The 25,832-nt window shown below is 70.8% G+C and carries 23 protein-coding genes; 7 read left to right on the forward strand and 16 right to left on the reverse strand.

Going from position 1 to position 25,832, the window contains the following annotated elements; genetic code table 11:
- Positions 1 to 13 precede the first annotated feature (13 nt).
- On the reverse strand, positions 14 to 3,301 hold the full coding sequence (locus ACFU95_RS27810; protein WP_383832531.1) for a S8 family serine peptidase: 3,288 nt from the start codon (positions 3,299 to 3,301) through the stop codon (positions 14 to 16).
- Between the two features lie 225 nt (positions 3,302 to 3,526).
- Between ACFU95_RS27810 and ACFU95_RS27815 the strand changes: the two genes are divergently transcribed.
- The 3 genes from ACFU95_RS27815 (at position 3,527) to ACFU95_RS27825 (ending at position 7,359) form a co-directional block, all read left to right on the forward strand.
- Positions 3,527 to 3,988 (forward strand): NUDIX hydrolase, encoded by a 462-nt coding sequence (locus ACFU95_RS27815; protein WP_383832533.1) that lies wholly within the window; start codon positions 3,527 to 3,529, stop codon positions 3,986 to 3,988.
- A gap of 276 nt (positions 3,989 to 4,264) precedes the next feature.
- Positions 4,265 to 6,055, forward strand: a complete 1,791-nt coding sequence (locus ACFU95_RS27820; protein ID WP_383832535.1) for a TIGR03767 family metallophosphoesterase — start codon at positions 4,265 to 4,267, stop codon at positions 6,053 to 6,055.
- A 98-nt stretch (positions 6,056 to 6,153) separates the two neighbouring features.
- Positions 6,154 to 7,359: a serine hydrolase domain-containing protein gene (locus ACFU95_RS27825; protein ID WP_383832537.1), complete on the forward strand. Its 1,206-nt coding sequence runs from the start codon at positions 6,154 to 6,156 to the stop codon at positions 7,357 to 7,359.
- 12 nt (positions 7,360 to 7,371) lie between these two features.
- Here the strand turns inward: ACFU95_RS27825 and ACFU95_RS27830 are convergent, their stop codons facing one another.
- Together ACFU95_RS27830 and ACFU95_RS27835 are read right to left on the reverse strand one after the other, a co-directional pair.
- Complete coding sequence (locus ACFU95_RS27830; RefSeq protein WP_383832539.1) at positions 7,372 to 7,590, reverse strand: DUF397 domain-containing protein; 219 nt, start codon at positions 7,588 to 7,590, stop codon at positions 7,372 to 7,374.
- 4 nt (positions 7,591 to 7,594) lie between these two features.
- Complete coding sequence (locus ACFU95_RS27835) at positions 7,595 to 8,473, reverse strand: helix-turn-helix domain-containing protein (protein ID WP_383832541.1); 879 nt, start codon at positions 8,471 to 8,473, stop codon at positions 7,595 to 7,597.
- Between the two features lie 203 nt (positions 8,474 to 8,676).
- On the opposite strand from ACFU95_RS27835, the gene ACFU95_RS27840 reads away from it, so the two are divergent.
- Complete coding sequence (locus tag ACFU95_RS27840) at positions 8,677 to 9,075, forward strand: ATP-binding protein (RefSeq protein WP_383832543.1); 399 nt, start codon at positions 8,677 to 8,679, stop codon at positions 9,073 to 9,075.
- Between the two features lie 53 nt (positions 9,076 to 9,128).
- Complete coding sequence (locus ACFU95_RS27845; RefSeq protein WP_383832545.1) at positions 9,129 to 10,292, forward strand: LLM class flavin-dependent oxidoreductase; 1,164 nt, start codon at positions 9,129 to 9,131, stop codon at positions 10,290 to 10,292.
- Positions 10,293 to 10,296: 4 nt separating this feature from the next.
- On the opposite strand, the gene ACFU95_RS27850 is transcribed toward ACFU95_RS27845, so the two are convergent.
- Positions 10,297 to 11,706, reverse strand: a complete 1,410-nt coding sequence (locus ACFU95_RS27850; RefSeq protein WP_383832546.1) for a PLP-dependent aminotransferase family protein — start codon at positions 11,704 to 11,706, stop codon at positions 10,297 to 10,299.
- A gap of 78 nt (positions 11,707 to 11,784) precedes the next feature.
- Between ACFU95_RS27850 and ACFU95_RS27855 the strand changes: the two genes are divergently transcribed.
- Positions 11,785 to 12,012, forward strand: a complete 228-nt coding sequence (locus ACFU95_RS27855; RefSeq protein ID WP_383832548.1) for a hypothetical protein — start codon at positions 11,785 to 11,787, stop codon at positions 12,010 to 12,012.
- A 64-nt stretch (positions 12,013 to 12,076) separates the two neighbouring features.
- Here ACFU95_RS27855 and ACFU95_RS27860 read toward each other — a convergent pair whose 3' ends face one another.
- From ACFU95_RS27860 to pepN, 3 genes are all read right to left on the reverse strand, one after another.
- Positions 12,077 to 12,469 carry a hypothetical protein gene (locus tag ACFU95_RS27860; protein WP_383832550.1) on the reverse strand — a complete coding sequence of 131 codons (393 nt, stop codon included), beginning with the start codon at positions 12,467 to 12,469 and terminating at the stop codon, positions 12,077 to 12,079.
- 102 nt (positions 12,470 to 12,571) lie between these two features.
- On the reverse strand, positions 12,572 to 13,621 hold the full coding sequence (locus ACFU95_RS27865) for a hypothetical protein (protein ID WP_383832552.1): 1,050 nt from the start codon (positions 13,619 to 13,621) through the stop codon (positions 12,572 to 12,574).
- Between the two features lie 209 nt (positions 13,622 to 13,830).
- Positions 13,831 to 16,440: an aminopeptidase N gene (pepN, locus tag ACFU95_RS27870; protein ID WP_383832554.1), complete on the reverse strand. Its 2,610-nt coding sequence runs from the start codon at positions 16,438 to 16,440 to the stop codon at positions 13,831 to 13,833.
- A 171-nt stretch (positions 16,441 to 16,611) separates the two neighbouring features.
- Between pepN and ACFU95_RS27875 the strand changes: the two genes are divergently transcribed.
- Positions 16,612 to 17,250 (forward strand): DsbA family protein, encoded by a 639-nt coding sequence (locus ACFU95_RS27875; protein WP_383832556.1) that lies wholly within the window; start codon positions 16,612 to 16,614, stop codon positions 17,248 to 17,250.
- A 3-nt stretch (positions 17,251 to 17,253) separates the two neighbouring features.
- Here ACFU95_RS27875 and ACFU95_RS27880 read toward each other — a convergent pair whose 3' ends face one another.
- From ACFU95_RS27880 to ACFU95_RS27920, 9 genes are read right to left on the reverse strand one after another with little or no spacing between them, the layout of a single operon-like run.
- Positions 17,254 to 17,490 (reverse strand): hypothetical protein, encoded by a 237-nt coding sequence (locus ACFU95_RS27880; RefSeq protein WP_383832558.1) that lies wholly within the window; start codon positions 17,488 to 17,490, stop codon positions 17,254 to 17,256.
- On the reverse strand, positions 17,490 to 18,548 hold the full coding sequence (locus ACFU95_RS27885) for a glycerophosphodiester phosphodiesterase family protein (protein ID WP_383832559.1): 1,059 nt from the start codon (positions 18,546 to 18,548) through the stop codon (positions 17,490 to 17,492). The genes ACFU95_RS27880 and ACFU95_RS27885 overlap by 1 nt, the downstream gene beginning before the upstream one ends.
- Before the next feature lie 54 nt (positions 18,549 to 18,602).
- Positions 18,603 to 20,030, reverse strand: a complete 1,428-nt coding sequence (locus ACFU95_RS27890; RefSeq protein ID WP_383832561.1) for an FGGY family carbohydrate kinase — start codon at positions 20,028 to 20,030, stop codon at positions 18,603 to 18,605.
- Positions 20,031 to 20,080: 50 nt separating this feature from the next.
- Positions 20,081 to 21,109, reverse strand: a complete 1,029-nt coding sequence (locus ACFU95_RS27895) for a 2-hydroxyacid dehydrogenase (RefSeq protein ID WP_383832563.1) — start codon at positions 21,107 to 21,109, stop codon at positions 20,081 to 20,083.
- On the reverse strand, positions 21,106 to 22,185 hold the full coding sequence (locus ACFU95_RS27900) for an ABC transporter ATP-binding protein (RefSeq protein WP_383832565.1): 1,080 nt from the start codon (positions 22,183 to 22,185) through the stop codon (positions 21,106 to 21,108). The genes ACFU95_RS27895 and ACFU95_RS27900 overlap by 4 nt, the downstream gene beginning before the upstream one ends.
- Positions 22,163 to 23,017, reverse strand: coding sequence for a DeoR/GlpR family DNA-binding transcription regulator (locus ACFU95_RS27905; RefSeq protein ID WP_383832567.1), 855 nt, complete (start codon positions 23,015 to 23,017; stop codon positions 22,163 to 22,165). The genes ACFU95_RS27900 and ACFU95_RS27905 overlap by 23 nt, the downstream gene beginning before the upstream one ends.
- Complete coding sequence (locus tag ACFU95_RS27910) at positions 23,014 to 24,126, reverse strand: ABC transporter ATP-binding protein (protein ID WP_383832569.1); 1,113 nt, start codon at positions 24,124 to 24,126, stop codon at positions 23,014 to 23,016. The genes ACFU95_RS27905 and ACFU95_RS27910 overlap by 4 nt, the downstream gene beginning before the upstream one ends.
- Positions 24,123 to 24,953 (reverse strand): carbohydrate ABC transporter permease, encoded by an 831-nt coding sequence (locus ACFU95_RS27915; RefSeq protein ID WP_383832571.1) that lies wholly within the window; start codon positions 24,951 to 24,953, stop codon positions 24,123 to 24,125. Before ACFU95_RS27915 ends, ACFU95_RS27910 begins: the two co-directional genes overlap by 4 nt.
- Positions 24,950 to 25,831 carry a carbohydrate ABC transporter permease gene (locus tag ACFU95_RS27920; RefSeq protein WP_383832573.1) on the reverse strand — a complete coding sequence of 294 codons (882 nt, stop codon included), beginning with the start codon at positions 25,829 to 25,831 and terminating at the stop codon, positions 24,950 to 24,952. Before ACFU95_RS27920 ends, ACFU95_RS27915 begins: the two co-directional genes overlap by 4 nt.
- Between the last annotated feature and the right edge of the window lies 1 nt (position 25,832).

A 25,832-nucleotide genomic window follows, 5' to 3' on the forward strand; every position in this document is an offset into this window, starting at 1 on the left:
CCGTACCGCGACGCTACGGCGTGACCTTCTCGATCTTCACGTTGCCCACGCCCGCCGCCGTGCCGCGTGTGTTCAGCAGCCGGACCTGGCCGAAGAACTCACGTCCCTCGGGCGCGGCCGCCGCGGCGGTGACACTGCCCGCGACCGTGGCCGAGTCACCCGTGCCGAGCTTCACCGGGGTCGACTCGTCGACCGTGACGGTGCCGAGCGCCGAGGAGTAGAACACGTCCAGGTAGTCGAAGGCCGTCGAGCCGGCCGGCACCGAGTACCCGACGACCTCGATGCTGTACTTCCCGGCGGCGGGCTCGGCGATCGAGACCGCCTCCTCCGAGTCGCCGTCGGCGGAGCTGCCGACCTGGGTGCCGGCCGCGTCGTAGACGACCAGGTCGAGGTCGGCGGCCGCGTCGGAGACGTTGCCGATGGAGACGTCGAGGGACGTGGCGCCCTCGGGCACGTCGACCGTGGTGGTCTGCGTGTCGCCCTCGGCGATGGTCGGACGCGCCGTCTTCGAGGAGCCGAGCGGGCCGCCGGCCAGCTTGCCGTCGAGGGCGGCGTACTTGTTCGTCACCTTCCAGGAGGCGGCGGTCGGGGTGCCGACCTTGGCCTCGGGGAGGGTCACGGTCTCCGGGTCGAAGGCCGCGCCCAGGACGGTGACGTCGAGCTTGTACGGGTTGTCGAGCAGCGGCGACGTACGGCGCGACTCGACCTCGATCTCCCAGACGCCGGGCTGCGGGTCGGCGTAGGAACGCACGTCCGGCTTGCAGCCGTTGCCGTCGAGGTAGTTGTTGTAGCAGTACGGCGTGCCGGTGTTGTCGGACGGCGTGCCGTACGGGTGGATGGCGATGAACCGGGTCTGGCTCTTGTCCTTCAGCCCGTCGATCGCGATCTCCAGCGACTTCGCGCCCTCGGGGACGGTCACGAAGTACGACTTGGTGCTGTTGCGTTGCGTCGAACCGGCCGCGGAGTACGAGTACTTGAGCGGCTCGGAGACCACGACCGTGTTGAGGACCTGCTGGTCGATGCCCTCGGTGCGCGGGTCGTCGACCTCCAGGATCGCGCTCTTGATGCCGGCCGAGGACGGCTTGGCGGCGACCTTGACGGTGACCGGCTTGTTCAGGCCGAGGCCGATCTCGTCCGAGCCGACGATCCGGAAGGTGTCCCCGGCGTTGTTCTCGAAGTGCAGCTCGTGCCGGATCGCCTTGTCCGCGCCGGACGTACGGGTGATCGTGACGTCGTACGTCTTCTTCTGGCCGGCCTTCAGGCCGCCCTCGCGGTCGTAGACGCCCGTGCCGAAGCCCGGGGTCTTCAGGAACTGGTCGATCGCGGTGTCGACCGGCGCCTTCACCGTGTATTCGTGGGCGGTGGCGCCGTCACGGATCGAGTCCCAGGCGTCCACGATGTTGATGAGGCCGGCCCCCTCCTCGTACGCCTGCACACCCTTGATGTGGTCGGCGGTCGAGGTCAGCGCGGTGCGCAGCTTCGCCGGGGTGAGGTCGATGCCCTTGGCCTTGGCGGCGCTCAGCAGCAGCGCGGACGCGCCCGCCGCCTGCGGGGACGCCATCGAGGTGCCCTGGAGCATGCCGTAGCCGGCCGGGAGCGAGTAGCCGGCCTCGGCGACCGGGGCGCCCGGCAGCCAGGTCTGGATGGTGTTGATCGCGGCACCCGGCGCGGAGAGCGTCGGGGTGAAGCCACCGTCCTCACGCGGGCCGCGCGAGGAGAACGGCATCATCGCGTACTTCTTCTCCACGGCCGAGCCGTAGTTGGCGGCCCAGGTCTCCTTGGAGATGGTCGCGCCGACCGAGATGACCTTGGCGGCCAGCGCCGGGTCGCCGATGGTGTTGGCGCCGGGGCCGGAGTTGCCCGCCGAGATGACGAGCTGGACGCCGTAGGTGTCGATGAGGCGCGTGTAGAGCTCGGCGCGCGCGTTGTTGCCGTCGTTCAGCGCCGGGAGACCGCCGATGGACATGTTGACGATGTCGACGCCGCGGTTGACGACGAGGTCGATCATGCCCTCGGTGAGCGCGACGTTGGTGCAGCCGCCGGTCCAGGTGCAGGCGCGGGACGCGACGAGCTTCGCGCCCGGCGCCGCGCCGTTCATCTTCCCGCCGAACAGGCCGTTCGCGGCGGTGATGCCGGCGACGTGGGTGCCGTGCTCGGACTCGATGACGCCGATGTTGACGAAGTCGCGCTTCTGCCCGACCCAGTCCCCGCCCAGCGGGTCCATCGGCACGTCCTTGCGGATCTGCACGACGAACGGCTGGCGCTCGACGACGTCGGTGGCCGGGTCGTCGGTGCCGAAGTACCCGATCTGGTAGCCGTCCTTGTACGGCTTCATCGGGGTGTCGTCACCGAAGTCGAAGTTGTTGTTGAGGTCGACCCGGACGGTGCCGTTCGCGGCGTCGTAGAGGACGCCCCAGGAGTCGGTCTTGTCGCCGTCGCGGTTGGCGTCGCCCGCCGCGTCGCCCCCCGTGGTGTACGACTCCAGGAAGGTGCTCACCTGGTAGGAACCCGCGGGCGCCGTCCAGGTCTTGCCGCCGAAGGTGAACGTGGGCCCGGAGACGGAGGTCACCATCGGGCGCCAGGTGCGGTCGTTGTCGACGATCGGGTCGGTGGCCGTGACCCAGTCGACGATCTTGCGCTCGCCGGTGGTGGTCTTCTGGAGCGCGGGATGCCCGAGGTCCACACCGCTGTCGAGGATGCCGATGGTGATGCCGCGGCCGTCCGCCTTCGGGTGGTCCTCCACGAAGTCGACGGCGCCCGTCTCGAAGGACGGGTTGTACGGGTTCTCGGCCGGGGTCTTCTTGTTCGGGGCCGCGTACGAGGTCGCGGCGGCCGTCGACTTCTTCGTGTCGACGGCGGGGTCGTCCAGGGGTATCTCCTCGCGCAGGTCGATGCCGTGCACCGAGGAGAGCTTCGTGGCGGCGGCGATGGCCGAGTCGGCCTTGCCGGTGGGGACGGTGGCCCGGACATAACCGAGCTTGTCGTACGTGCGGCCCACAGAGCCGACCGCGTCCAGCTGCTCGGCGACCTTCTCGGTCTGACCGGGCGCGGTCGCGATCATCATCGTGACGTTCTTCTCGCCGTCGGCCTTCGCCTCGGCGAGCAGATCGGCATCGCCCGAACCGAGCTTGTCGTGCGCGGACTTGACGCTCGGGTCCGTCACGGCGGGCGCGGGATCCGCGGCGATGGCCATGGGTATCGGCCCGGCCGCGGAGAGCGCGGCGACGAGACCGGCGGCCACGGCTATGCGGGCCGCGCGTCTCGGACCCGGCTTCGGTTCGCGCTGGGGGTTGAGGGTCATCGGCATCCCTTGTTGGTAAAGGAGCATCGGTCGTCCGGTATGTGATCCCGGACGACCGCACAGCCTTACGCAAGGGAAGGATGTTTGGGAAGAGTTGACCGAATCGATATGGAGGGATGGGGGAAACCCGCTATGCAATTGGGGTGAGCGGGCCGAAAGGGGCAAGTCGCCCACAAGCCGGAAAATTGCCTGCGCCCCGCCCTTCCGGCCGTCTAACGTCCGTATGTGCGGAAGAAGTTGAGGGTGGCGGCCTACGCCATTTGCGTTCGTGACGGACAGCTCCTCCTGGCGCGCTCCCCGGCGCCCGGCGGCGGCTTCGAGTGGGTGCTGCCGGGTGGCGGCATGGAGCACGGTGAGGATCCCTACGACACGGTGGTGCGGGAGGTGGAGGAGGAGACCGGCTACCTCGTCGAACCGACCGGGCTGCTCGGCATCGACTCCGCCCATCACACGTTCCCGAGCGGCCGCTTCGGCCGGCCCGTCGACCACCACGGCGTACGGCTCGTCTACGAGGCCCGGATCACCGGCGGCGACCTGCGCTACGAGGCCAACGGCTCCACCGACATGGCGGCTTGGCACGAGATGGACGCCGTGACGGCTCTGACCCGGGTCTCCATGGTCGACAAGGGGCTGTCGCTGTGGCGTGAGCGGCCCGCGGCGGGGCGGATCGGAGCCGCCGGGGTCTAGGGCTTTCGCAACAGCCCCAGGCGTGGTTCAGACGCCGGGAAACAGCTTCACTACCCCGGAAGATGAACACGGAGTGACCGCGTCCCGGCCGTTCGAGGAGCGGCCGTGGACGCGGAAGGTAGTCCAAGATCCACGTACGGTGATCGGCGCTGCCCGTTGCGGTCATGTTCATGCGCAGGTCATCCCCACTGCCAACGATCCACAGTGAGCGGGAGGTTCGCTTCGGCGACCGCCCGCGACCACTGCCGACGCGTTCGCACTCGGGGAGATCGCGCCATGTCGCGCATACGCTCTGTCGCCAGCTCCGCGCTGGGGATCCACCGTCGTACCCTGCTCGCCGCCACCGGTGCGGTGACCCTCTCCGCGGGCGTCGGCTACGCCCTGCGGCCCACCGAGAGTGAGGCCGCCACCACCACGCCCGCCGCGGACGCGGCAGGTGCCGGGGCGGGCAACGCCGCCGCCGAGGCCCCCGTCGGCGCCTCCCGCAGGGTGCCGGTCGCGCTCGCGCCGTACACCAAGGGCACCACCGTCGCCTCGGTCGCCACCCCCACCGGCAGCTCCGGCTACCGCCGGCTCGGCGACGGGCCCGGCTGGAAGCGGGTCGTCCGCGAGAACCTGGCCACGGCCAGGTCGGGGCGCGAGAAGCGGCGTACGGCGCTCGCCGCCTTCGTCCAGCTCACCGATCTGCACCTGATCGACGCCCAGCACCCGCTCCGCCTCGAATACCTGCGCTCGACGGACGTGCACGCCTGGCGGCCGCAGGAGGCGCTGACCGTGCCCGGCGCGGTGGCGCTGGTCGAGCGTGTCAACGCGCTGCGGGGCGCCCCCGTCACCGGCGCCCCGCTCCACTTCGCCATGACCACCGGCGACAACACGGACAACAACGCCAAGTCCGAGCTGGAGTGGTTCCTGACGGTGATGAGCGGCGGCCGCGTCACCCCGAACACGGGTGACCCGCGGCAGTACGAGGGCGTCCAGAACAGCGGCCTCAAGCTGTACTGGCAGGCCGACGACAGCGTCCGCGACGCCGACAAGCAGCTCGGCTTCCCGCACATCGAGGGCTACCTCGCCGCCGCGATCCGCGAACTGCGCAGCCCCGGCCTGAACATCCCCTGGTACTCCACCGTCGGCAACCACGACGCGATGCCGCTCGGCACCTACGCCTCGCACGCCGACTCCTACCTCACCGACCTCGCGGTCGGCGGCAAGAAGCTCATGAGCGTGTCCGCGGCGGACGCCAAGAAGCTCCAGGACTCCCTCAAGCAGGACAAGGACCCGAGGGGCACCGTCTTCAAGGACTTCCTCAAGGCCCACGCCCGCTCGACGCGCTCGGTCACCCCGGACGAGAGCCGGGCCCCGTTCACGCCGAGGGAGTATCTGCAGGCCCACCTGAACCCGGCGCACCGCGGCCACGGCCCGGTCGGCCACGGCTACTCGACGGCCAACCTGGACGCGGGCACCCAGTACTACAGCTTCCGTATCGCCGACGACGTCATCGGCATCAGCCTCGACACCACCGACCCGGGCGGCCACTACGAAGGGTCCATCGGGGCGGCGCAGTTCAAGTGGCTGGACCGGACGCTGCGCGAGAACAAGGACTCGTACGCGATCGTCTTCAGCCATCACACCAGCAAGACGATGGGCAACCTCCGCCGCGACCCGGCCCGCCCGGGCGAGCGGCGCGTGGGCGGCGCCGAGGTCGTCGAGCTGCTGGCGAGCCACCGAGGCGTCCTGGCCTGGGTGAACGGCCACATCCACAAGAACGTCATCACCCCGCACTCCGCCGCCGGGGGCCGCTCCTTCTGGGAGATCTCCACCGCCTCCCACGTCGACTTCCCCCAGCTCGCCCGGATCATCGAGGTGGTGGACAACAACGACGGCACGCTCTCCCTCTTCACCACCCTGATCGAGTCCTCGGCCCCGCACCGCACGAACTTCACCGACCACTCCCAGACGGGCCTGGCCGCCCTCTACCGCGAGCTGTCCCTCAACGCGCCGGGCGCGAGCACGAAGCTGGCGGGTGACCGGAAGGACCGCAACACGGAGCTGGTGCTGAAAAAGGGCTGAATCGCGCTCAACTGACCCATCCCGTTTCAACCTTCGCGACAGCCGGCCGGTCTCTCCCGGCGATCACGCTCGACGGAGCGTGCGGAACGGGGAGAGACATGAGCGTACGTACGATCCGCACGGCCCTCGTGGCCGCGACGGCGGTGGCGCTGTCGGTGGCCCTCGTGGCCCCCGCTGTGGCGGCGACGCCTGCCGGAGCGGGCGGTCACGACGCCACCCGCAAGGCCATGGAGGCCGCGGTCGACGCCGGTGTCCCCGGCGTGACGGCGACGGCGAAGGACGGCCACGGGACCTGGTCGGCGACGGAGGGCGTCGGCAACCTCAGGACGGGGAAGCCGCGTTCGGCGGACGACCGTTACCGGGTGGGCAGCATCACCAAGACCTTCGTCGCCACGGTGCTGCTCCAGCTGGAGGCGGAGGGCAGGCTGTCGCTGGACGACTCGGTGGAGAAGTGGCTGCCGGGGCTGGTCCGGGGCAACGGCCACGACGGGAGCCGGGTCACCCTGCGTCAGTTGCTCAACCACACCAGCGGCATCTTCAACTACACGGCGGACGAGGGCTTCGGCGAGACGTACTTCCTCAAGGACGGCTTCTTCGAGCACCGCTACGACACGAACAAGCCCGAGGAACTGGTCGCGCTCGCCATGACCCACGAGCCGGACTTCGCGCCGGGTACGTCGTGGAACTACTCCAACACCAACTTCGTGCTCGCCGGAATGGTGATCGAGAAGGCCACGGGCCGCCCGTACGGCGAGGAGATCCGGGCGCGCGTCATCAAGCCCCTGCACCTGACCGCCACCTCCGTCCCGGGCACCCGCGTGACGGTCCCGGGCCCGAGCAGCCGGGCCTACTCCAAGCTGGCCGAGACGGCGACCGGCCCGACCTACGACGTCACGAAGATCAACCCGTCCCTCGCCTACGCGGCCGGCGAGATGATCTCCAACTCGACCGACCTCACCCGCTTCTACACGGCCCTCCTGCGCGGCAGGCTCCTCCCGCGCGAGCAACTGAAGGAGATGACCACGACCGTGCCCGTCAACGGGGCCACCGGCTACGGCCTCGGCCTGATGAAGACCGAGCTGAGCTGTGGCGTCAGCGTCTGGGGCCACGGTGGCGGCATCCATGGCTCGATATCCGAGGCGGTCACGACCAAGGACGGCCGTCGTTCCCTGGCCTTCAACTTCAACGGCGACTGGTCGGGGGAGACGGGGGCGGTGATCGAGGCGGAGTTCTGCGGGACGGAGCAGGACACGAAGCGCCGAGTCGAGTCGGGCGTGAGGTTCGCACCGTCCCGTATCGGCTGACCGGCACGCCCGTCAGCGCCGGGCGCCCACGGCGTGGGCCACGAACGCGGTCCACGCCGTGGGGGGCAGTACGAGGGCGGGGCCGGTGGGGTTCTTGGAGTCGCGGATGGCGATGCCCTCCGCGGGGAGACGGGCGGCTTCGAGGCAGTTGTTGCCAGTGCCGTCGCTGTAGGACGACTTGAACCAGGCGTTCTCGTGCGCGAGTTCGTGGGCGGTAGGCATCGTGGGCATCGGGCTACAGCTCTCGTTCCAGTCGGTGGAGGAATTCGGGGGTGTCCTCTGGAGGCAGCGCTGATGCTGTCATGGCCTCGAACCGGCGCATGAAGCGGTCCACTTCACGGGGTTTGTCCGAGGTGGAGAGTGCACCCCAGGCATTGTCCATCTGGACTCGTGGTGGGAACGCGTTGCCGAAGTCGAGGAGGGCGAAGTCGTAAGTGGCGCGGTAGCTCCAGCGGAACGGTAGGACCTGGATGGTGACGTGATCCCACGTCGACAGCTTTTCCAGCTTCGCGTACTGCTCGCGCATCACATCGGCGCCTCCGACCGGGTATCGCAAGGCGGCCTCTCCGAGGATGACGTGCAGCCTGACAGGGTCATCTCGCGTCAGTACCGCCTGGCGCTCCATCCGCACCGCGACGCTACTGCGAATGACTTCGCTCGTGGTCTCCTCGATCGGCTTCTGCACCTCATGCAGAGTCTGTGCGTATCGCTCGGTCTGAAGCAAGCCGTAAACCAGCGCTGGGTGGTACGCCTTCATGGACTGGGCCACCGGCTCCAGCCCGACGAATCCCGGCATGCCCGCGGGCATCAGTCCCCGGTGCTGGGTCAGCCAATCCTGCTGACTGGACTCGCGGTTGAGGCTGATCAGGGACTCGATGACCTCTTCGTCGGTAACGCCGTACTTGGTCAACAGCTTCCGCAGGTCGCCGACATTGCGGAAGTTGAGCGAGCCGGTCTCGATGCGCTGGAGCGACGCCTCGGAGATCCGCAGGCCCTGGACCGCCTGCTTACGAGTCAGCCCGATTCCCAGTCCCGCATCACAGTTCTCACGCAACTGGCGCAGTTGTAGACCAAGTTCGAGTCGTTGCGCCGTCCGTCCGCGCTTCGCAGCCATGTGCACCGCCTTTGTGCTTCAGCACGTTGTGCTTGTGTTCCTGTGCGGAGTGTGACATCTCGCGTGGTGCTGGCGCAGCTGATTGTGCGGATCCAGGCATAGTCCAATTTTGCCACTCCTGAATTTTCAGAGCATGTTCGATTGTGGCGGCGCAAGTGGGACGAACACGCTGATCGGGAAGCCCCCACCAGGAAGGACCGCCCATGTCCACCCTCCTCACCCAAGACTGGTCCCTCGGCTACCCCATGACCCTCCGCAGCGTCCGCCTCGCCCGTCTCCACACCCGCCGTCGGCTGACCATGTGGAACTGGACCGGCGACATCGACGACGCCGTACTCGTCACCTCGGAGCTCGTCGCCAACGCCGCGCGGCACGGCAGGCTCCCCGGCCACGAACTCTGGTTGCGGCTGGCCGTGCTGGAGGGCGGCGGCCTCACCGTCGAGGTGTCGGACCCCGTGCGGGCGTTCCCGAAGGTCGGCACAGGCGCCGATGGCCAGGAAGGCGGCCGTGGACTCCTCGTCGTCGCCCAACTCGCCGCCGAACTCGACTGGTTCCTGCGCGCGGAAGTCGGCAAAACGGTTCGAGCACGTTTCGGGTGCTGAACCAGTACATTCGGAATCCAGCACTCCGAATCGTGAAAGGCCGCCCCCCAGCGATGAAACTCGACATCTTCAGCGAGATACAGAACCCCCGCCCCTGGCCCGCCGGCGACCACCAACACCGCCGTATCCAGCAGGCGATCGAACAGGCGGTGCTCGCCGACGAGCTGGGCTACGGCTGCTGGTGGCAGGTCGAGCACCACGGTGCGGAGGAGTTCAGCCTCTCCTCCGCGCCGGAGCTGCTGCTCGCCGCGCTCTCCCAGCGGACCTCGCGCATACGGCTCGGGCACGCCGCCGTGCTCGCGCCGCGCGAGATCAACCACCCCGTCCGGATAGCCGAACGCGCCGCGATGCTGGACCAGTTGAGCGGCGGGAGGGCCGAGATAGGGCTCACCCGGTCGACCCCGCCCGAGTGGCGACTGTTCGGCGCCGACCCGGCGACCGTGCGGGAGCGGACGCGGGACGCCTTCGAGGCCGTACCGAAGATGTGGACCGGGGACACGTCGGTGAGTGGCGGCGTTCCCGTCGTGCCGGCGCCGTACCAGAACCCGCATCCGCCGCTGTGGCAGGCGGCGTCGAGCCCGGCGTCCTTCGAGGAGGCGGGGCGGCGCGGGGTCGGGGTGCTGGGGACGACCCTGTGGGAGCCGCTGGACCGGGTGGCGCGGCTGGTCGAGCTCTACCGGGCCGCCGCCGCGCAGTGCCGCGAGCCCGTCGGCGCCACCGTCAACGACCAGGTCGCCTTCTTCACCTTCGTGCACTGCGCCGAGACCGACGAGGAGGCCATGCGGGGCGGCGCGGCGGCCGCCGCGGCCTGGTACACGGCCACCGCGCTCACCTTCTTCGAGGCCGCCGGGGCCTTCATGGAGACCATGGAGAGGGAGCGGGCGCTGGCCGCCGACCCGAACGGCGGTGGTCTCGCGGGGGAGTTCCTGCGCCGGGAGGCGGCGGCGGCCGGCGGGCCGAGCCCGGCCCAGCTGGTCATCGGGCGCATTCTGCAGGGCGAGACGGTCCCCGACGACGAGGTCTACAACGCCCTCGCCGCACAGGACTCCCTGATCGTCGGCAGCCCCGAGACCGTCCGCAAGAAGCTGCGCGGCTACGCCGACCTGGGCATCGACCGGCTGATGTGCTTCCAGCAGGTGGGGGCCCTCGCGCACGAGAGCGTCATGCGGAGTATGCGGCTGGTGGGGGAACTGATCCCGGAGTTCGACCAGGGCTGAGCCTCTACCCGGCTTCCTCGATCGCCGCCCGCAGACGCCGCACGGCCTCGTTCACCGCTCCGTCCGCGAGATTCCCGTACCCGAGGACCAGGCCGTGCTCGGCGTGGTCCTCGGTGGCGTGGTAGGCGGTGAGGTCGGCGATGCGCAACGACCTGCCCGCCGCCGCCCCGACCACCGCGGCGGAGTCCACGTCGGCGGGCAGCCGCAGGATGAGATGGAGGCCGGCGGCGATGCCGGAGACCGGTGCGCCCGGCAGTTCGTCGGCGAGGGCGCGCACGAGGGCGTCACGGCGGTCGCGGTAGCGCTTGCGGGAGGCCCGCAGGTGGCGGTCGTAGGCGCCCGACTCCAGCAGTGCGGCGAAGGCGAGCTGGTCGAGGGTCGACGGCTGGGCCGCCGTCTGGTCGGACCGGTGCAGATGCCGGGTCCAGCGGGGCGGTGCCACGATCCACCCGATGCCGAGCGCCGGGGACAGCATCTTGCTGAGTGACTTGAACAGGACGACGCGCGACGGGTCCATGCCCTGAAGGGCCGCGACCGGCCGACGGTCGTAGCGGAACTCCGCGTCGTAGTCGTCCTCCAGCACGACGCCGTCCACCTCGCGAGCCCACCGCAGCAGGGCCGCGCGCCGCGCGGGGGCGAGCACGGTGCCCAGCGGGAACTGGTGCGCCGGGCTCGTCAGCACCGCCCGGAGGCCGGGGTGTCCGGCGAGGTCGTCGACGCGCAGGCCCCCGCCGTCCGTGCGCACGGGCACCGGGTCCATACCGGCGGCGCGGATCACCTCGCGCAGCCGGGTCCAGCCCGGTTCCTCGCACCCGACCGCGTCGATGCCTTCGGCGCGCAGGGCATGGCAGAGGCGTCGCACGCCGTCGGTCACGCTGGTGCACACGGTCACGTCGTCCGGGGCCGCCAGGACGCCGCGCGACCGGCGCAGGTACTCGACGAGCAGCGGCCTCAGGCGGGGGTGTCCGCCGGCCGGCGGGTAACCGAACTCCGTGAACTCCATGGTCGTCACCTGTGCCCGTACGGCCTCGGCCCACCGGCGGCGCGGAAACGCGCGCAGGTCCGGCAGCCCCGGGCCGAGGTCGAAACGCGCCTCGGGAGTCTCACGCGCCGCGCGGCGCCCCGACCCGGCGTCCGGGGCGTTCGTCCAGCGCACCCGGGTGGCGGAGCCGGTCTGCGCCTCCAGATATCCCTCGGCGATGAGCTGGCTGTACGCCTCCGTCACCGCCCAGCGCGAACAGCCGAGGTCGGCGGCGAGCTGACGGCTGGGCGGCAGGGCGGTGCCGACTTCGACGCGCCCGTCCCGGATCGCCGCGCGCAGCGCCCGCTTCACGCGCTCGTGCAGCGGTCCGTCACCCGGCCGGCCCAGGTGCAGCAGAAGATCGCCCGCCAGATTGGTCTGTGATTCCCGCATGCCATTGGACGGTAGCAGCGAGCCATTTCTCGCTACCTTCGCATCACCGACGAGTGAGTGGACGTGAAGGAGGCCGTCGTGGCCACAGTGAGGCGCTCGATACCGCTCGGGGACCAACACCAGGTGTTCCGCGGCGTGTTCGAGGACTGGCAGACCAGGGCCGGTGCGCTGTCGGCCCTCCCGGACGCGCCGGTCGTACCGGCCGGGACCCGGCGCGGGCGCACCGCGTGGCGTCGGCTCCGGACCCGCTTCGGCCGGGGCGCGCACGCCCGCCGAGCCGTCGCCGTCGACTGCCCGGCCGCCTGACAGCGAGGTGGGCGGGGCGGCTCGCGCCCTAGCAGCCGCCGCGTCCGCCGCCCCAGCGGGCGCCTTACGACCGGCCCTCGGGCAGCCGACCCGGTCGGCGGCGCCACAGCGGGCGGTACGGGCCGTGCGCGGCGGTCAGGACCGCCAACCCCGCCGCCCCGTAGGCCACATAGCCGGCGCCCCGCCAGTAGAGACCGGACCGGTCCTGCTCCTGCGCGTACTTCTGCTGGTCGTACGTCCTCGTGCCCGTCGAGCGGCCGTTCTCGGTGCTGTAGGAGACCGCGCAGGTGTAGCCGCGTCGCATGGGGCCGGGGTGTGACTCGCCGTCCTCGCCCAGTTGGAGGCCGGGGCACTCCGGGACGCCGTGGGACGACGCGCCCCTCGCCAGCGTGACCAGGCCCCACAGCAGCGGCACCAGGAACAACGCCAGCAACACGCCTCGCACTTCACGTCTCATCCCGCCCAACCTAGCCAAGGTGCCGATGGCACGAGGAGGGGCCACCGGTTCTGGCCCGGCGGCCCCTCCTCTCCCCTCCTGGTGCTGCCTCCCGGTCCGTCACTACCTCGGCAGCACCACGACATACGCGGCCGGATCACGGTCTGCCGCGGCCATCAGTGCCGTACGGACCACCGCCGCCTGCTGCTCCATCGTGTTCCGGAGCTTCTTCGGGGTGATGTAGACGACCGTGATGCCGAGGCGCTCCAGATGGTCGCGCTTGCGGGCGTATTCGGACCAGAGGGCGTCGTCGTCCTGGCGGGGTGCGCGGGTGTCCAGCTCCACTGCCACGGCCTGGTCGGGCCAGTAGGCGTCCAGGCCGCCGAGGTGAGGGCCGCCGGGCAGGCGCAGGTCGACGTTCCAGACGGGGTCGGGCAGGCCGTACACGTGGACCATCTCGTACAGGCGGTCCTCCGCGATCGCCCGGCCCTCGGCGAGGAGGGAGTCCACCGCGTCCACCACGTGCGGGCGGGAGAGGAGCTTCGCCTGGTTCAACTCGCGCACCACCGACGCCGGTTCGCAGTGCCCGGCGCGCACGGCCTCGGTCAGCAGGCGGCGTACCGCGCCCGCGTCCGTCAGTTCGGCCACCGCGTCGGCCAGGGCGCGGGGGACCGGCGCCACCGGGAGGCCCGTCACCTGCTGCGGGGTGGGGAGCGAGGAGGTGCGCAGGACGCGGGCGCAGCCCGTGGAGCGCAGGCGCCGCATGCGGGGGACCAGGACGTCGATCGTGTCCAGGGCGGTCAGCGGCGGCGTGGCGGAGAACCCGTGCAGGGTCAGCGCCGCGAGGCCCGTGATCACCGCGTCCGGGTAGGCGGGGGCGGCGTGTGACTCCTCCGCGTTCGGCTGGGACGGCACCGCGGACGACCGTTCCCGCGCCGCGTACATCAGCACCGCGTGCAGGCGCTCCTCGCTGGTCGGCGGACCGGGGTGGAGCAGCAGGACGCCGGGGAGGATCTGCTGCCAGGGGCCGCCGGGGCGGCACTGCTCGTTCATCTCGGCGGTCGCGACGCCGTGCGACTTCAGCTGGGCCGCCGTCATGACACGGCGGTGCACCTCGGAGAGGTGACGCAGGGGGCGGGGGGAGAGCGGGGGGAGCGGGGCGTTGTGGTTCATGACCCGGAGGTTCCCGCGTCCCGTCCGCCCTTTAACCGCTGTTACACGCCCGTCGACAAATACGGACAACCCGGCACTAAAGGACGGGTGTTCGGATGCCGAGTAGGCACGGAAAACCCCTGGTCCGTTCGGGTTGGGCCAGGGGTTACGGCTGCTATTGCCTGAATTCCGTAACGGTCACGGAGGGCCGTGATCGTTGGCCAAAGGTCTTATGCGGTTGACGCCGATCCGGATGCCGCCGCGTCACACGCCTGCCCCCGCAGCCCCCGCGCCAGATCGTCCCGCGCCTCCAGCACCAGCCGCCGCAGCGCCGGCGCCGCGTCCGCGTGGGCCGCGAGCCACGCGTCCGTGGCGTCCAGCGTGGCCTGCGACTGCTGGAGCCCCGGGAACAGGCCCTGGACCACGTCCATACCGATCTGGATCGACCGCTCGGCCCACACCCGCTCGATCGCCGCGAAGTACTTCCCGGCGTACGGCGCGAGCAGCTCCCGCTGGGACGGCTGGGTGAGCCCGGCGATGGTCGCCTCGACCAGGGCGTTGGACAGCGCGTCGGACTCGACGACCTGCGCCCACCCCTGGGCCTTCACCGCCTCGGAGGGCCGGGCGGCGAGGCACCGGACCTGGTGGCGCTTGCCGGACGCCGTGTCGTCCCGGGCCAGTTCGGCCGCCAGCGCCGACTCGTCCGCGACACCGTGCGCGGCCAGCGGCTCCAGGAACGACCAGCGCAGCTCCTGGTCGACGTCCAGCCCCTCGATCTTCTCCGTGCCCTCCAGCAGCCCCCGCAGCAGCCCCAGGTCCTGCGGCCTCGACGCCACCGACGCGAGGAACCGCGCCCACGCCAACTGCTGCTCGCTGCCCGGCTCGGCCGCCCGCAGCTCCCGCAGCGCACCCTCGGCCAGCAGCCGTTCGCCGGTCGTCCGCCACCCGGGCGCCGCGTAGTGGACCAGCGACGAGTCCGCCCACGCGTGCAGCATCTGCAGCACCCCGATGTCGGACTCGCGGCCCGCGAACCGCAGCACCAGGTCCACGAAGTCCCGCGCCGGCAGCAGCGCGTCCCGCGTCATGTTCCACAGCGCCGACCAGCACAGGGCCCGCGCCAGCGGGTCGGTGATGTCGCCGAGGCCGGCCTTCAGGGTCTCCAGGGAGGCCGCGTCGAAGCGGATCTTGCAGTACGTCAGGTCGAAGTCGTTGACGAGCACGAGGTCGGGGGCCTCGGCGCCGACCGCGAAGACGGCCACCGTCCGTGGACCGGTGACGTCGATCTCCTCCCAGCTGTAGCGCTCCAGAGTTCCCGCCTCGGTACGGCGGTACAGGCCCACCCGCACCCGGTGCGGCCGCAGCTCCGGACGGGACTCGGCCGCCTCCTGCACCACCGCCAGCTCCTCGACCCGCCCCCGCGCGTCCAGCAGCACCTGCGGGGTCAGCGTGTTCACGCCCGCCGTCTGCAGCCAGGCCCGCGACCACGCGCCCATGTCCCGGCCACTGGTCTCCTCCAGCACCGACAGCAGATCGCCCAGACGCGTGTTGCCGTACGCGTGCCGCTTGAAGTAGCGCCGCGCGCCCTCCAGGAAGGCGTCCTGGCCGACGTACGCCACGAGCTGCTTCAGTACGGAAGCCCCCTTGGCATAGGTGATGCCGTCGAAGTTGAGCTTCGCGTCCTCCAGGTCACGGATGTCCGCCGTGATCGGGTGCGTGGAGGGCAGCTGGTCGGCGCGGTACGCCCACGCCTTGCGCCGGTTGGCGAAGGTGATCCAGCCGCCCTTGAAGCGGGTCGCGTCGACCAGCGCGAACGCGCCCATGAAGTCGGCGAAGGACTCCTTCAGCCACAGGTCGTCCCACCACTCCATGGTGACCAGGTCGCCGAACCACATGTGCGCCATCTCGTGCAGGATCACGTTCGTCCGGCGCTCGTACGACGCCTGCGTCACCTTGCCGCGGAAGATGTACTCCTCGCGGAAGGTCACCATCCCCGGGTTCTCCATCGCGCCGAGGTTGTACTCGGGCACGAACGCCTGGTCGTACTTCCCGAAGGGGTACGGGTAGTCGAAGTGGTCGTGGAAGAAGTCCAGGCCCTGCTTGGTGACCAGGAAGACGTCGTCGGCGTCGAAGTACGGGGCGAGACCCTTGCGGCACATGGCGCCGAGGGGGACCTCCAGCGTCGTACCGTCGGCGAAGGTGCGCGTGTACGAGTCCGTGACGTAGTGGTACGGGCCGGCCACCACGCAGGTGATGTACGTCGAGATCGGCTTCGTCTCCGCGAACCGCCACACCCCGTCCGCCTGCGAGCCGACGCCGTTGCTCCACACCGTCCAGCCCTCGGGCGCCCGCACCTCGAAGCGGAACGGCGCCTTGAGGTCCGGCTGCTCGAAGTTCGCGAAGACGCGGCGCGAGTCGGCCGGCTCGTACTGCGTGTAGAGGTAGACCTCGCCGTCCTCGGGGTCGACGAAGCGGTGCAGGCCCTCACCGGTGCGGGAGTAGGCGCACTGGGCGTCGACGACGAGCTCGTTGTCGGCGGCCAGGTCCTCCAGCACGATCCGCGAGCCGTCGAACACCTCACTCGGGTCCAGATCCCTGCCGTTGAGGGAGACGGCCGTCACACTCGGCGCGATCAGGTCGGCGAAGCTGGTGGTGCCGGGCTCGGCACAGCGGAAGCGGATCGTGGTGACCGAGCGGAAGGTGCGCGGCGCCCGGCTCCCGGAGTCCCCGGCGCCCGCCTCGCCGAGGGCGGAACGCACGTCGAGGGACACGTCGTACCCGTCGACGGCCAGCAGGGCGGCCCGCTCCCGGGCCTCGTCACGGGACAGATTCTCACCGGGCACGAGTGGCACTCCCTCGGGTGGTGTTCAGTATGCGGACAGCGCTGATCCTGCCATGCGCTCCTGGCCCGCGGCACCGGTGCCACAGCCGGTGCGGCCCCCGGGAATGGCCGGGCGGGAAGCGACGTTCCTCCTGACGTTCCGCGGACACACGCCCGCCTCATGAGGAGAGACATGTCGGAGAAGACCCCCGTCGACTTCTGGTTCGACCCGCTGTGCCCCTGGGCCTGGATGACCTCGCGCTGGGTGCAGGAGGTGGAGAAGCTCCGCGACATCGAGGTCCGCTGGCACCTGATGAGCCTCGCCGTCCTCAACGAGGACAAGCTGGACGACCTCCCCGCGGAGTACCGCGAGCTGCTGGAGACCAAGGCGTGGGGCCCGGTCCGGGTCGTCATAGCGGCGCAGGAGGAGCACGGCGCCGAGGTCCTCGGCGACCTCTACACCGCGCTCGGCACCCGCATCCACAACCAGGGCGAGGGCCCCGGCAAGGAGACCGTCGCCGCCGCCCTGAAGGACGTCGGTCTGCCCGAGTCCCTCATCGAGCACTGGGACGGCACCGAGTACGAGCCGCAGCTGCGCGCCTCCCACAAGGACGGCATCGACAAGGTCGGCCAGGAGGTCGGCACCCCGGTCATCGCCGTCCCCGGCGCCGACGGCGAGCAGATCGCCTTCTTCGGCCCCGTCGTCACCCCGGCCCCCAAGGGCGAGGACGCCGCGAAGCTCTGGGACGGCACCCTCGCCGTGGCCTCCGTGCCGGGCTTCTACGAGATCAAGCGCACGCGTACGAAGGGGCCGGACTTCAGCAACCTGTAGGGGTCACTCCGGCTCCGTGGCGACGGCCGCCTCCCTGCGGAACTTCTCGGGGAGGAGGTCGTGGTCACGCAGGCGTCCGGCGGGGAAGTACGTCAAGCAGCCGACGGCAGTGCAGCGCCAGAGGTCGTCCACATAGTGGCGCTCCCCCTTCCGCTCACGGACGGCCGCCTTCTCGGCGTTGTCGAGCTTCTGGAAATCCTGCATCGTGCCGCAGGTCGGGCAGGCCCGGCTTCGCGTCATCAACCCCTCCTCGCCATCACCGCCAGATCCGGGAAGTCGGTCACCACCGCGTCGACCCCCATCCCGTAGTACAGCGCGTACTCCGCGAACGCGTCCCCGAAATCGTTCGCTCCGGTACCGCGCCGGAACTGCGCCGGCAGGAACTGGTTCTCCGCCCGGAAGGTGTACGGCCCCACCCGCAGCCCCGCCGCGTGGGCGTCCGCGAGGACCGGCGTGCCGACGAGCGACGACTTGTCCGGCCCGATCCAGTCCGCGTACCCGGCGATCCGTGCCAGCCCCGCCGGGGTCATCATGTCCTTGTACGTCGTCGGATCACCGGACGAGACCAGGTCGTACGGCCCGCCCGTGGTCCCCAGCGCCTGCCACAGCGGCACCCCCAGCCGCTCGGCCGCGATCCGCTTCAGGCTCGTCGGCTCGAAGGACTGCACCACACACTCGCGCCGCCCCAGGCGGTTGCGGCGGATCACCTTCGCCAACTCCGGCTCCAGGGGCAGGCCCAGCCCGCGGAAGTACGTCGGGTGCTTGGTCTCCGGGAAGACGGCGATCGTCCGGCCGTACGTCTTCGAGAGCTCGCGGGCGAGGTCCACGACCTCCTGGAAGGTCAGGACGTGCTCCCGGCCGTCGAAGACCGTGTTGCGGTCGCGCACCAGCGGCAGCCGCTCCACCGCCCGCAGCGTCCTCAGCTCCGCCAGCGTGAAGTCCTCGGTGAACCAGCCGGTCACCGCCCGCCCGTCCACGGTCCTGGTGGTACGGCGGCCCGCGAACTCCGGATGCGCCGCCACGTCCGTCGTCTGCGAGATCTCGTTCTCGTGCCGGACCACCAGGACGTGGTCCTTCGTCGGGACGAGGTCCGGTTCGATCCAGTCGGCGCCGGTCTGCACGGCGTAGGTGTAGGAGGCCGCCGTGTGCTCGGGGCGCCAGCCGGCGGCGCCGCGGTGGCCGATGACGACCGGCCGTCCCGGGCGGTGGGAGGCGGCGGCCGCGGCCGTGGGTACGGTGACGGCCGCCGTGCTGCCGACGGCGGCCGCGAGCAGCAGGGATCTACGTCTCGGGTGCATACAACTCCCCTTCTTTTTCAGGCACTTGAGTACACCGCGCTTGAGTGCGCCTCTTCAGCTCCGTGCCCGGCCGCGCGCCTCGGAAAGGCGGGCCAGGTGTTCCTCATAGCCCTGCGCGTAGTACGCCGCCCGCCCCGCGTCCGGCTCGACGACCGCCGTCGGCCGCGTCCACGCCGCCGCGTCCAGCGCCACCCCGTACCGCTCGGCCGCCGCCAGCACCGCACCCCGCGCGCCCACCTCGCCCTCGACGACCCTGAGCGGCCGCCCCAGGACATCGGCGAGCAGCCGCATCCAGGCCGGGCTGCGCGTACCGCCACCGCACACCGCCAGCGTCCCGGTGAGCCCCGCCGCCTGAAGGCAGTGCCGGGCCGCGTAGCCGATGCCCTCGCAGGTCGCCCGGACCAGATCGGCGCGGGTCGACTCCAGGGAGACACCGGTCAGTTCGGCGCGCAGACGGGGTTCGACGAACGGGGCGCGTTCGCCGGAGGGGGCGAAGTACGGCAGGACGCGCACGCCGTTCGCCCCCGGCGGCGTCTGCGCCAGCAGCCCGTCGACCTCCTCGTGCCGGACGCCCGTCGTCGACAGCACCCAGTCCAGCGCCGCCGTCCCGACCATCGCGGGCATCGCGCGCAGCCAGTGCCCGGGCCGGTCCGTGTTGATGTACAGGCCGGCCGGCTCACCCGTCAGATCGAGGCCGGTGGTCGCGACCAGACTGGCCAGGCAGGTGCCGACGATGAGGAGCCCGTCGCCGGGGGAGGTCACCCCCGCGCCGAGTGCGCAGGCCGGGAGGTCGTACGGCCCGTTCGCGATCCGCGTCCCCGGCGGAAGCCCTTCGCCGCTCGTCCGGTCGGTCGCGACCGGGTCGCTGACGGGCGCGAGGAGCCCGCGGCGGTGGGTCAGGCCGAGGAGCTCGACGACGCGGTTGTCGTACGTCCGGGTGCGCGGGTCGAGGAACGGCATGGACGCGTCCGAGACGTCCGTGGTGGCCCGGCTTCCTCCCGTCAGCCGTTGGAACACCATGTCCTTGCAGTACACGGCGGCCCTGGCGGCATCCAGCGCCTTCGGCTCATGGCTGTCCAGCCACGCCAGCAGCGGCCCGGGGCACCCCGGGAACATCGCGCTTCCCGTCCGCCGGAACACGGTCTCGAACGTGCCGTCCGCCAGCCACCGGTCGACCAGCTCGTGCGCCCGCCCGTCCATCCAGGAGGCCGCCGCCCGCACCGGCCGCCCCTCGGCGTCCACCAGCCACACGCCGTCGCCCTGACCGGTGAGCCCCGCCAGCTCGACCGGTTCGGGGACGCGTCCGGTGACCTCACCGAGGACGGCGACGACCGCCCCGTACAGCTCGTCCATGTCCTGCTCGACGAACCCGCCGTGCAGGGCGAGGCCCACCGGGCGGGACGCCACGGCCAGTTCACGGCCGTCGGAGTCGAACCCGGCCGCCTTCACCGTGGACGTGCCCACATCGATCCCGACGTACATTCCCACCCACCTCTTTGACTCGGTCGGCTGTGCTGTGCTGGTCATCGCCCTCAGGTCAGACAGTGGGCCAGCGGCTCCCCGCGCGCCCAGCGGCCCACCTCGGCCGCCGCGATCGCCGCCGCCTTCTCCGCCACCGCGCGGGACGCGCCGCCCAGGTGCGGGGTCAGGACGACCCGGTCGGCGAGGGCGTGCAGCCGGGAGTCCGGGGGGAGCGGCTCCTGTACGTAGGTGTCCAGGGCCGCTGCCGACAGGTGGCCGCTCTCCAGGCCCGCGCACAGCGCGTCCTCGTCCAGCAACGGGCCCCGCGCCGCGTTCACCACCACCGCGCCCCGCGGCAGCAGGGCGAGTTCCCGGGCGCCGATCAGGCCGCGGGTCTCGGTGGTGAGGCGGGCGTGCAGGGTGATCACCCGGGAGGCGCGCAGGAGATCGTCGAGGGAGGCGACCCGCAGGCCGTGGATCTCGCCGTGGACGTACGGGTCGAAGACCATGACCCGGGCCCCGAACGCGCACAGCACGCGCGCGACCCTGCTGCCCACGGCCCCGTAACCGACCAGTCCGACGGGCAGGTCCTCCAGCTCCAGCCCGCTGTGCTCGTAGGTGTAGTAGGTCGCCCCCTCCCAACTGGCCCGGCGGGCGAGAAGGTCGTGGGCCTGGGGGATGCGGCGCAGGGCCGCCAGCATCAGGCCGACCGTGAACTCGGCGGTGGCGGCGGCGTTGCGGCCGGGGGCGTAGCACACCCGGACGTCGTGCCGCTTGGCCGCGTCGAGGTTGACGTTCACCGGGCCGCCCCGGCAGACGACGACCAGGCGCAGGTCCGGGCAGGCGTCGAGGACGCGTTCCGTCACCGGGCCCATCTGGGTGACCAGCACCGTCGCGCCGGCGAGTGCCTCGATCAGCTCGTCCTCGGCGTCGCTCGCCTCCGTCACCTCGGCCACCGGACCGAACGGTTCCAGTGGCCAGCCGAGAGTCAACTCGCCGATGTCACAGGTGAGTTCACGGCCGATGGCCCGGCTGATGAGCGACGGCAGGATGAAGTGGTCGCCCGCGGCCACCACACGCACGCGGTTCCCGTTGGTCATCGCAGGGAGTCTCCCGTCTCGGCGTCGAAGACATGGGTGAGGTGAGGGTCGGCGGTGACATGGACACGGTCGTCGTGGGCGAGGCGGACCTCGGGGTCGGTGAGGACGACGAGGGGCTTGTCGACGCCGTCCAGAGTGAGGGTCGCGATGCCCGACTCCAGCAGGGGTTCGTGGGCGACCACGCGGGCGGGCAGGCCGTCCTCGCCCGTGAGGGAGAGGTCCTCGGGGCGGATTCCGACCACCACCTCACGGCCTTCCGGTACGGGAAGCGGGAGGGCGATCCGCACCGTGGGGGAGAGACGGGCGTGGGCGCCGGCTTCCGTGGTGCCGGGGAGGAGGTTGATCGCGGGCTCGCCCACGAAGTCCGCCACGAAGACGTTGGCGGGGCTGTCGTAGATCTCGTACGGCGTGCCGAGCTGCTGGATGACCCCGTCCTTCATCACGGCGATCCGGTCGGCGAGGGACAGGGCCTCCTCCTGGTCGTGGGTGACGAGGATCGTCGTATGGCCCAGGTCGCGCTGGATGCGCTTGAGTTCGCGGCGGGTCGTGTCGCGCTGGGCCGCGTCCAGGTGGGAGAGGGGCTCGTCGAGGAGGAGGACGTCCGGTTCGCGGATCAGGGCGCGGGCCAGGGAGACGCGTTGCTTCTGGCCGCTGGAGAGGCCGGCGGGGCGGGCGTCGAGGAGGGGGGTGAGGTCGACGCGTGCGGCGATCTCCCTGACCTTGCGGTCGACGTCGCCCCGGTCGGCCCGGCTGCGGGCCTTCAGGCCGAACGACAGGTTCTCCGCCACCGTGAGGGGCGGGTAGAGGGCGTAGTTCTCGAAGGCGACCCCGATGTTGCGCTGTTGGGCCGGGCGCGCGGTCACCGACGCCCCGCCGACCAGGATGTCGCCGCCGGTCACCGTCTCCAGCCCGGCGATCATCCGCAGGGTGGTCGACTTGCCGCAGCCCGACGGGCCGAGGAGGCCGAGCAGCTCGCCGGAGCGCAGGGTCAGGTCGATACCGCGTACGGCGTCCACCGCCGGACGGCGCCGCGCGCGGTATGTCTTGCGCAGATCACGTAGCTCCAGCTCGGTCATCGCTGCCCTTCGTCACGGTCGCTGCCTCAGGACCCGTCCTGGCGCAGACTTCGTAGGTGACCTTGTGCTCGTCCAGGTCCCGCAGCGCCTCCGCCGACGCCCCGTCGTCGACGAGGAGCAGGTCGAAGCGGGAGAGCGGAACCACCCGGTGCAGGGCGACCCTGGCGAGCTTGGTGTGGTCGATCAGCAGCACGTTGCGGGCGGCCGCGTCGAGCATGGCCCGCTTCACCGACACGATGTGCTGCTCCTGGTGGTAGGCGTAGCCCCCGCGCACGGCCGACGTCGACGTGAAGCAGACGTCCACGCGCAGCTGCTCGATCGCCTCGACGCAGGACACGCCGAGGAAGGAGGAGTGCAGCGGGTCGTAGTCGCCGCCGAGGGCCATGAGGTGGATGCCGCGCTGGTCGGAGAGGAGGTTGATCGCCTCCAGGAAGTTGGTGACGATCGTGAGCGGGGTTATCTCGCCCAGGCGCAGCCTGCGGGCTATCTCCAGGGTGGAGGTGGAGTCGTCCAGCATGATCGCCATGCCGGGCTCGACGAGTTTCAGGGCGCGGTCGGCGACGGCGGCCTTCTCCGCGCGCATGGTCTTCAGGCGGTACTGCACGTTCGACTCGAAGACACCGGACGGCTGGGCCGTCACCCCGCCCCTGAACTTCCGGACGATGCCCTGCCGTTCGAGTTCGTCGAGGTCCCGGTGGATCGTCATGAGACTGACGCCGAAGCGCTCGGCCAGCTCGGCCGCCGTCGCCGTGCCGTCGGCGAGGACCCGCTCGGCCATGGCGGCCTGGCGGGCGGCGGGGCCCTGCTGGCCGGTGCTGTGGTTGCTGCTCATCGCTTCTCGATCCGTCGTCCTGGGCGCTCCGGCCGGTCGGCCTCGAACAGCAGCAGGTTCTCAGGCCGGACCGTCAGCCGGACCGGATCATCGGGGCGAAGGCCGGTCGCGTCGCCGCGCGGGGCGACCAGCGACACGTGCTGCTCGCCGAGCCGGACCGTGACCTCCACCGACCGGCCGAGGACCTCGGTGACGTAGACCGTGCCGGTGAGCTCGTGACCGGGGGGCTGCCCGGGGGCCTGTCCGGGGGCTTCGCCGAGGCTCAGGTCGCGGGGGCGGACGCCGATCAGCACCTCCGTGCCGGGGGCGGCGTCGGCCCGGATCGGCAGCTCGACCGCGCCGTCCGCCGACCGGAAACCGCCGTCGGCCGTGACCGCTCCGGGGAGGAGGTTGATCCGGGGGCGCCCGAAGGCCCGCGCGACCTCGGTGTCGTGGGGCCGGTACCAGATCTCCTCCCGCGTGCCGGTCTGCACGATCCGCCCGCCGCGGATGACCCCGATCCGGTCGCCGAGCGCCAGCGCCTCGACGGAGTCGTGGGTGACGTAGAGGGTCGTGGTGCGCTGTACCGCCCCGATCGCCTTCAGTTCCGCCCTCATCTGCTGGCGCAGCTTGGCATCCAGATGGGACAGCGGCTCGTCGAGGAGGAAGGCGCGGGCCGGACGGACCAGGACCCTGCCCAGGGCCACGCGCTGTCGCTGGCCGTTGGACAGCTGTCCGACGGGGCGGTCCAACAGGGCGGAGATGCCGAGGAGTTCGGCGATCTCACCGATCCGCTGCCGGGCCCGGTCGGCGGGGAGGCGGTGCCGGGGGGAGCGGAGCGGGGAGGCGAGGTTGTCGTAGGCCGACTTGTGCGGGTAGAGGGCGTAGCTCTCGAAGCACATCGCCACGCCACGGTCGTAGGGCTCGACGCCGCGCATGTCCCTGCCGTCGAGTTCGACGGTTCCGGCGTCCGGCTGTTCCAGCCCGGCGACCGTCTTCAGGGTCGTGGTCTTGCCGGCGCCCGACGGGCCCAGGAGGCAGAAGAACTCGCCCTCCCGGACGTCCAGTTCGAGGCCGTCGAGTGCGGTGACCTTGCCGTATGTCTTGTGGACGCCCGACAGCCGGATCATGACTTCACCGCCCCGAACGACAGCCCCCGCACCAGATACCGCTGGATGGTGAGCGCCAGCAGCAGCGGCGGGATCACGGAGACCAGCGCGGCGGCGGCCGTGAGGTTGTACTTGGGCCGGTCGCCGCCGAGGAAGGACAGGGCGCCCACGGTCACGGTCTGGGCCTCGTTGGAGGTGAGGATGAGGGGGAAGACGAAGTTGTTCCACGCGAAGATGAAGGCGAGGAGGGACACGGCCGCCACCCCGGGCTTCACCAGCGGGAGGGCCACTCTCAGGAACGCCTGCTTGCGGGTGTAGCCGTCCAGCAGCGCCGCCTGCTCCAGTTCGGGGGTGAGGTCGGCGAAGTAGGACCGCATGATCCACACGATCAGCGGAAGGGTGACGAGCTGGAGCACCCAGATCATGCCGACGTACGTGTCGAAGAGTCCGAGCTTCTGGTACAGCACGAACAGCGGGATGATCACGGTGAGTTCGGGTGCGAACCGGAACGACAGCAGCGTGAACATCAGGTTCTCGGAGCCCTTGAACCGCCAGCGCGCCGAGGCGTACGCCGCCGGGAGCCCCACGAGGAGCGACAGGACCACCGCGCCCACCGACACGACCAGGCTGTTGACGAAGAACCGCACGAACGGGATGCCCTCGCTGTCGCCGAGGACCGTGCGGTAGCCGTCGAGGGTGGGGGAGAAGGAGAAGTAGGTGGAGAAGAGTTCGTTCGTCGGCTTCAGCGACAGGATCACCATCCAGGCGATCGGGAACAGCGCGAAGACGAAGTAGAGGATGAGGGCGGCGTCGGCCAGCCACCCCGACAGGCGTTTCCTTACCGTCATTTCGCCTCGGCCGCCTTCCGCTGGATCTTCCCCAGGTGCTTCACCAGCACCATCGCGGCGAGATACACGACGGCCCACAGCACGATCGTGTAGCTGATCCCGAACGAGTACCGCTGGAAGCGGATCGCCTCCAGGTACGCCCGGATCTGCAGGACGACGGTCGAGTCACCCGGGCCGCCCTCCGTCAGGGCGTAGATGATGTCGAACACCTTCAGCGAGTCCATGAAGCGGAAGATCACCGCGACGAGGACGTACGGCCACAGCATCGGCAGCGTGAGGCGCCGGAAGGTGTACCACCAGCCCGCGCCGTCGACGGCCGCCGCCTCGAACGGGGAGGTGGGCAGCGACCGCAGACCGGCGAGGGCGAGGATCGCCACGAACGGGGTGTAGACCCAGACGTCCACCGCGATCGACGACAGCAGGGCGCCGGTCGGGGTGTCCGTCCACTGGACTCCGCCGAGGCCGAAGGGTCTCAGCAGGTAGTTGATCACTCCTACCGACGGCTGGAGCATCAGCTTCCAGATGATCGCCGCGATCACCGGCGCGATCATCAGCGGCAGGATGAGGATCTTCTCCAGCACCCGTCCGACGATCGTCGACCGGTGCAGCAGCAGGGCCACGGTCACGCCCAGCAGGGTCTCCACGGCGGCCGCCCCGACCGCGTACAGCACCGTCACCCACGCCGAGTTCCAGAACGCCTCCTGCGTGAAGACGGTCTCGTAGTTCTCGAACCGCACCATGTCCGGCTGCGGCTTGCTCGCCGAGAAGTCGAACAGCGTGTAGTAGAGGCCGAGTCCGAAAGGGTAGAGAATCCCGCAGGTCAGCAGTAGGGCGGGGACGATCAGGACGTACGGGCGAAGGGCGAGCCGCCATCCCATC

The organism is Streptomyces sp. NPDC057623 (assembly GCF_042800355.1).
In the GTDB taxonomy this organism is placed as follows: domain Bacteria; phylum Actinomycetota; class Actinomycetes; order Streptomycetales; family Streptomycetaceae; genus Streptomyces.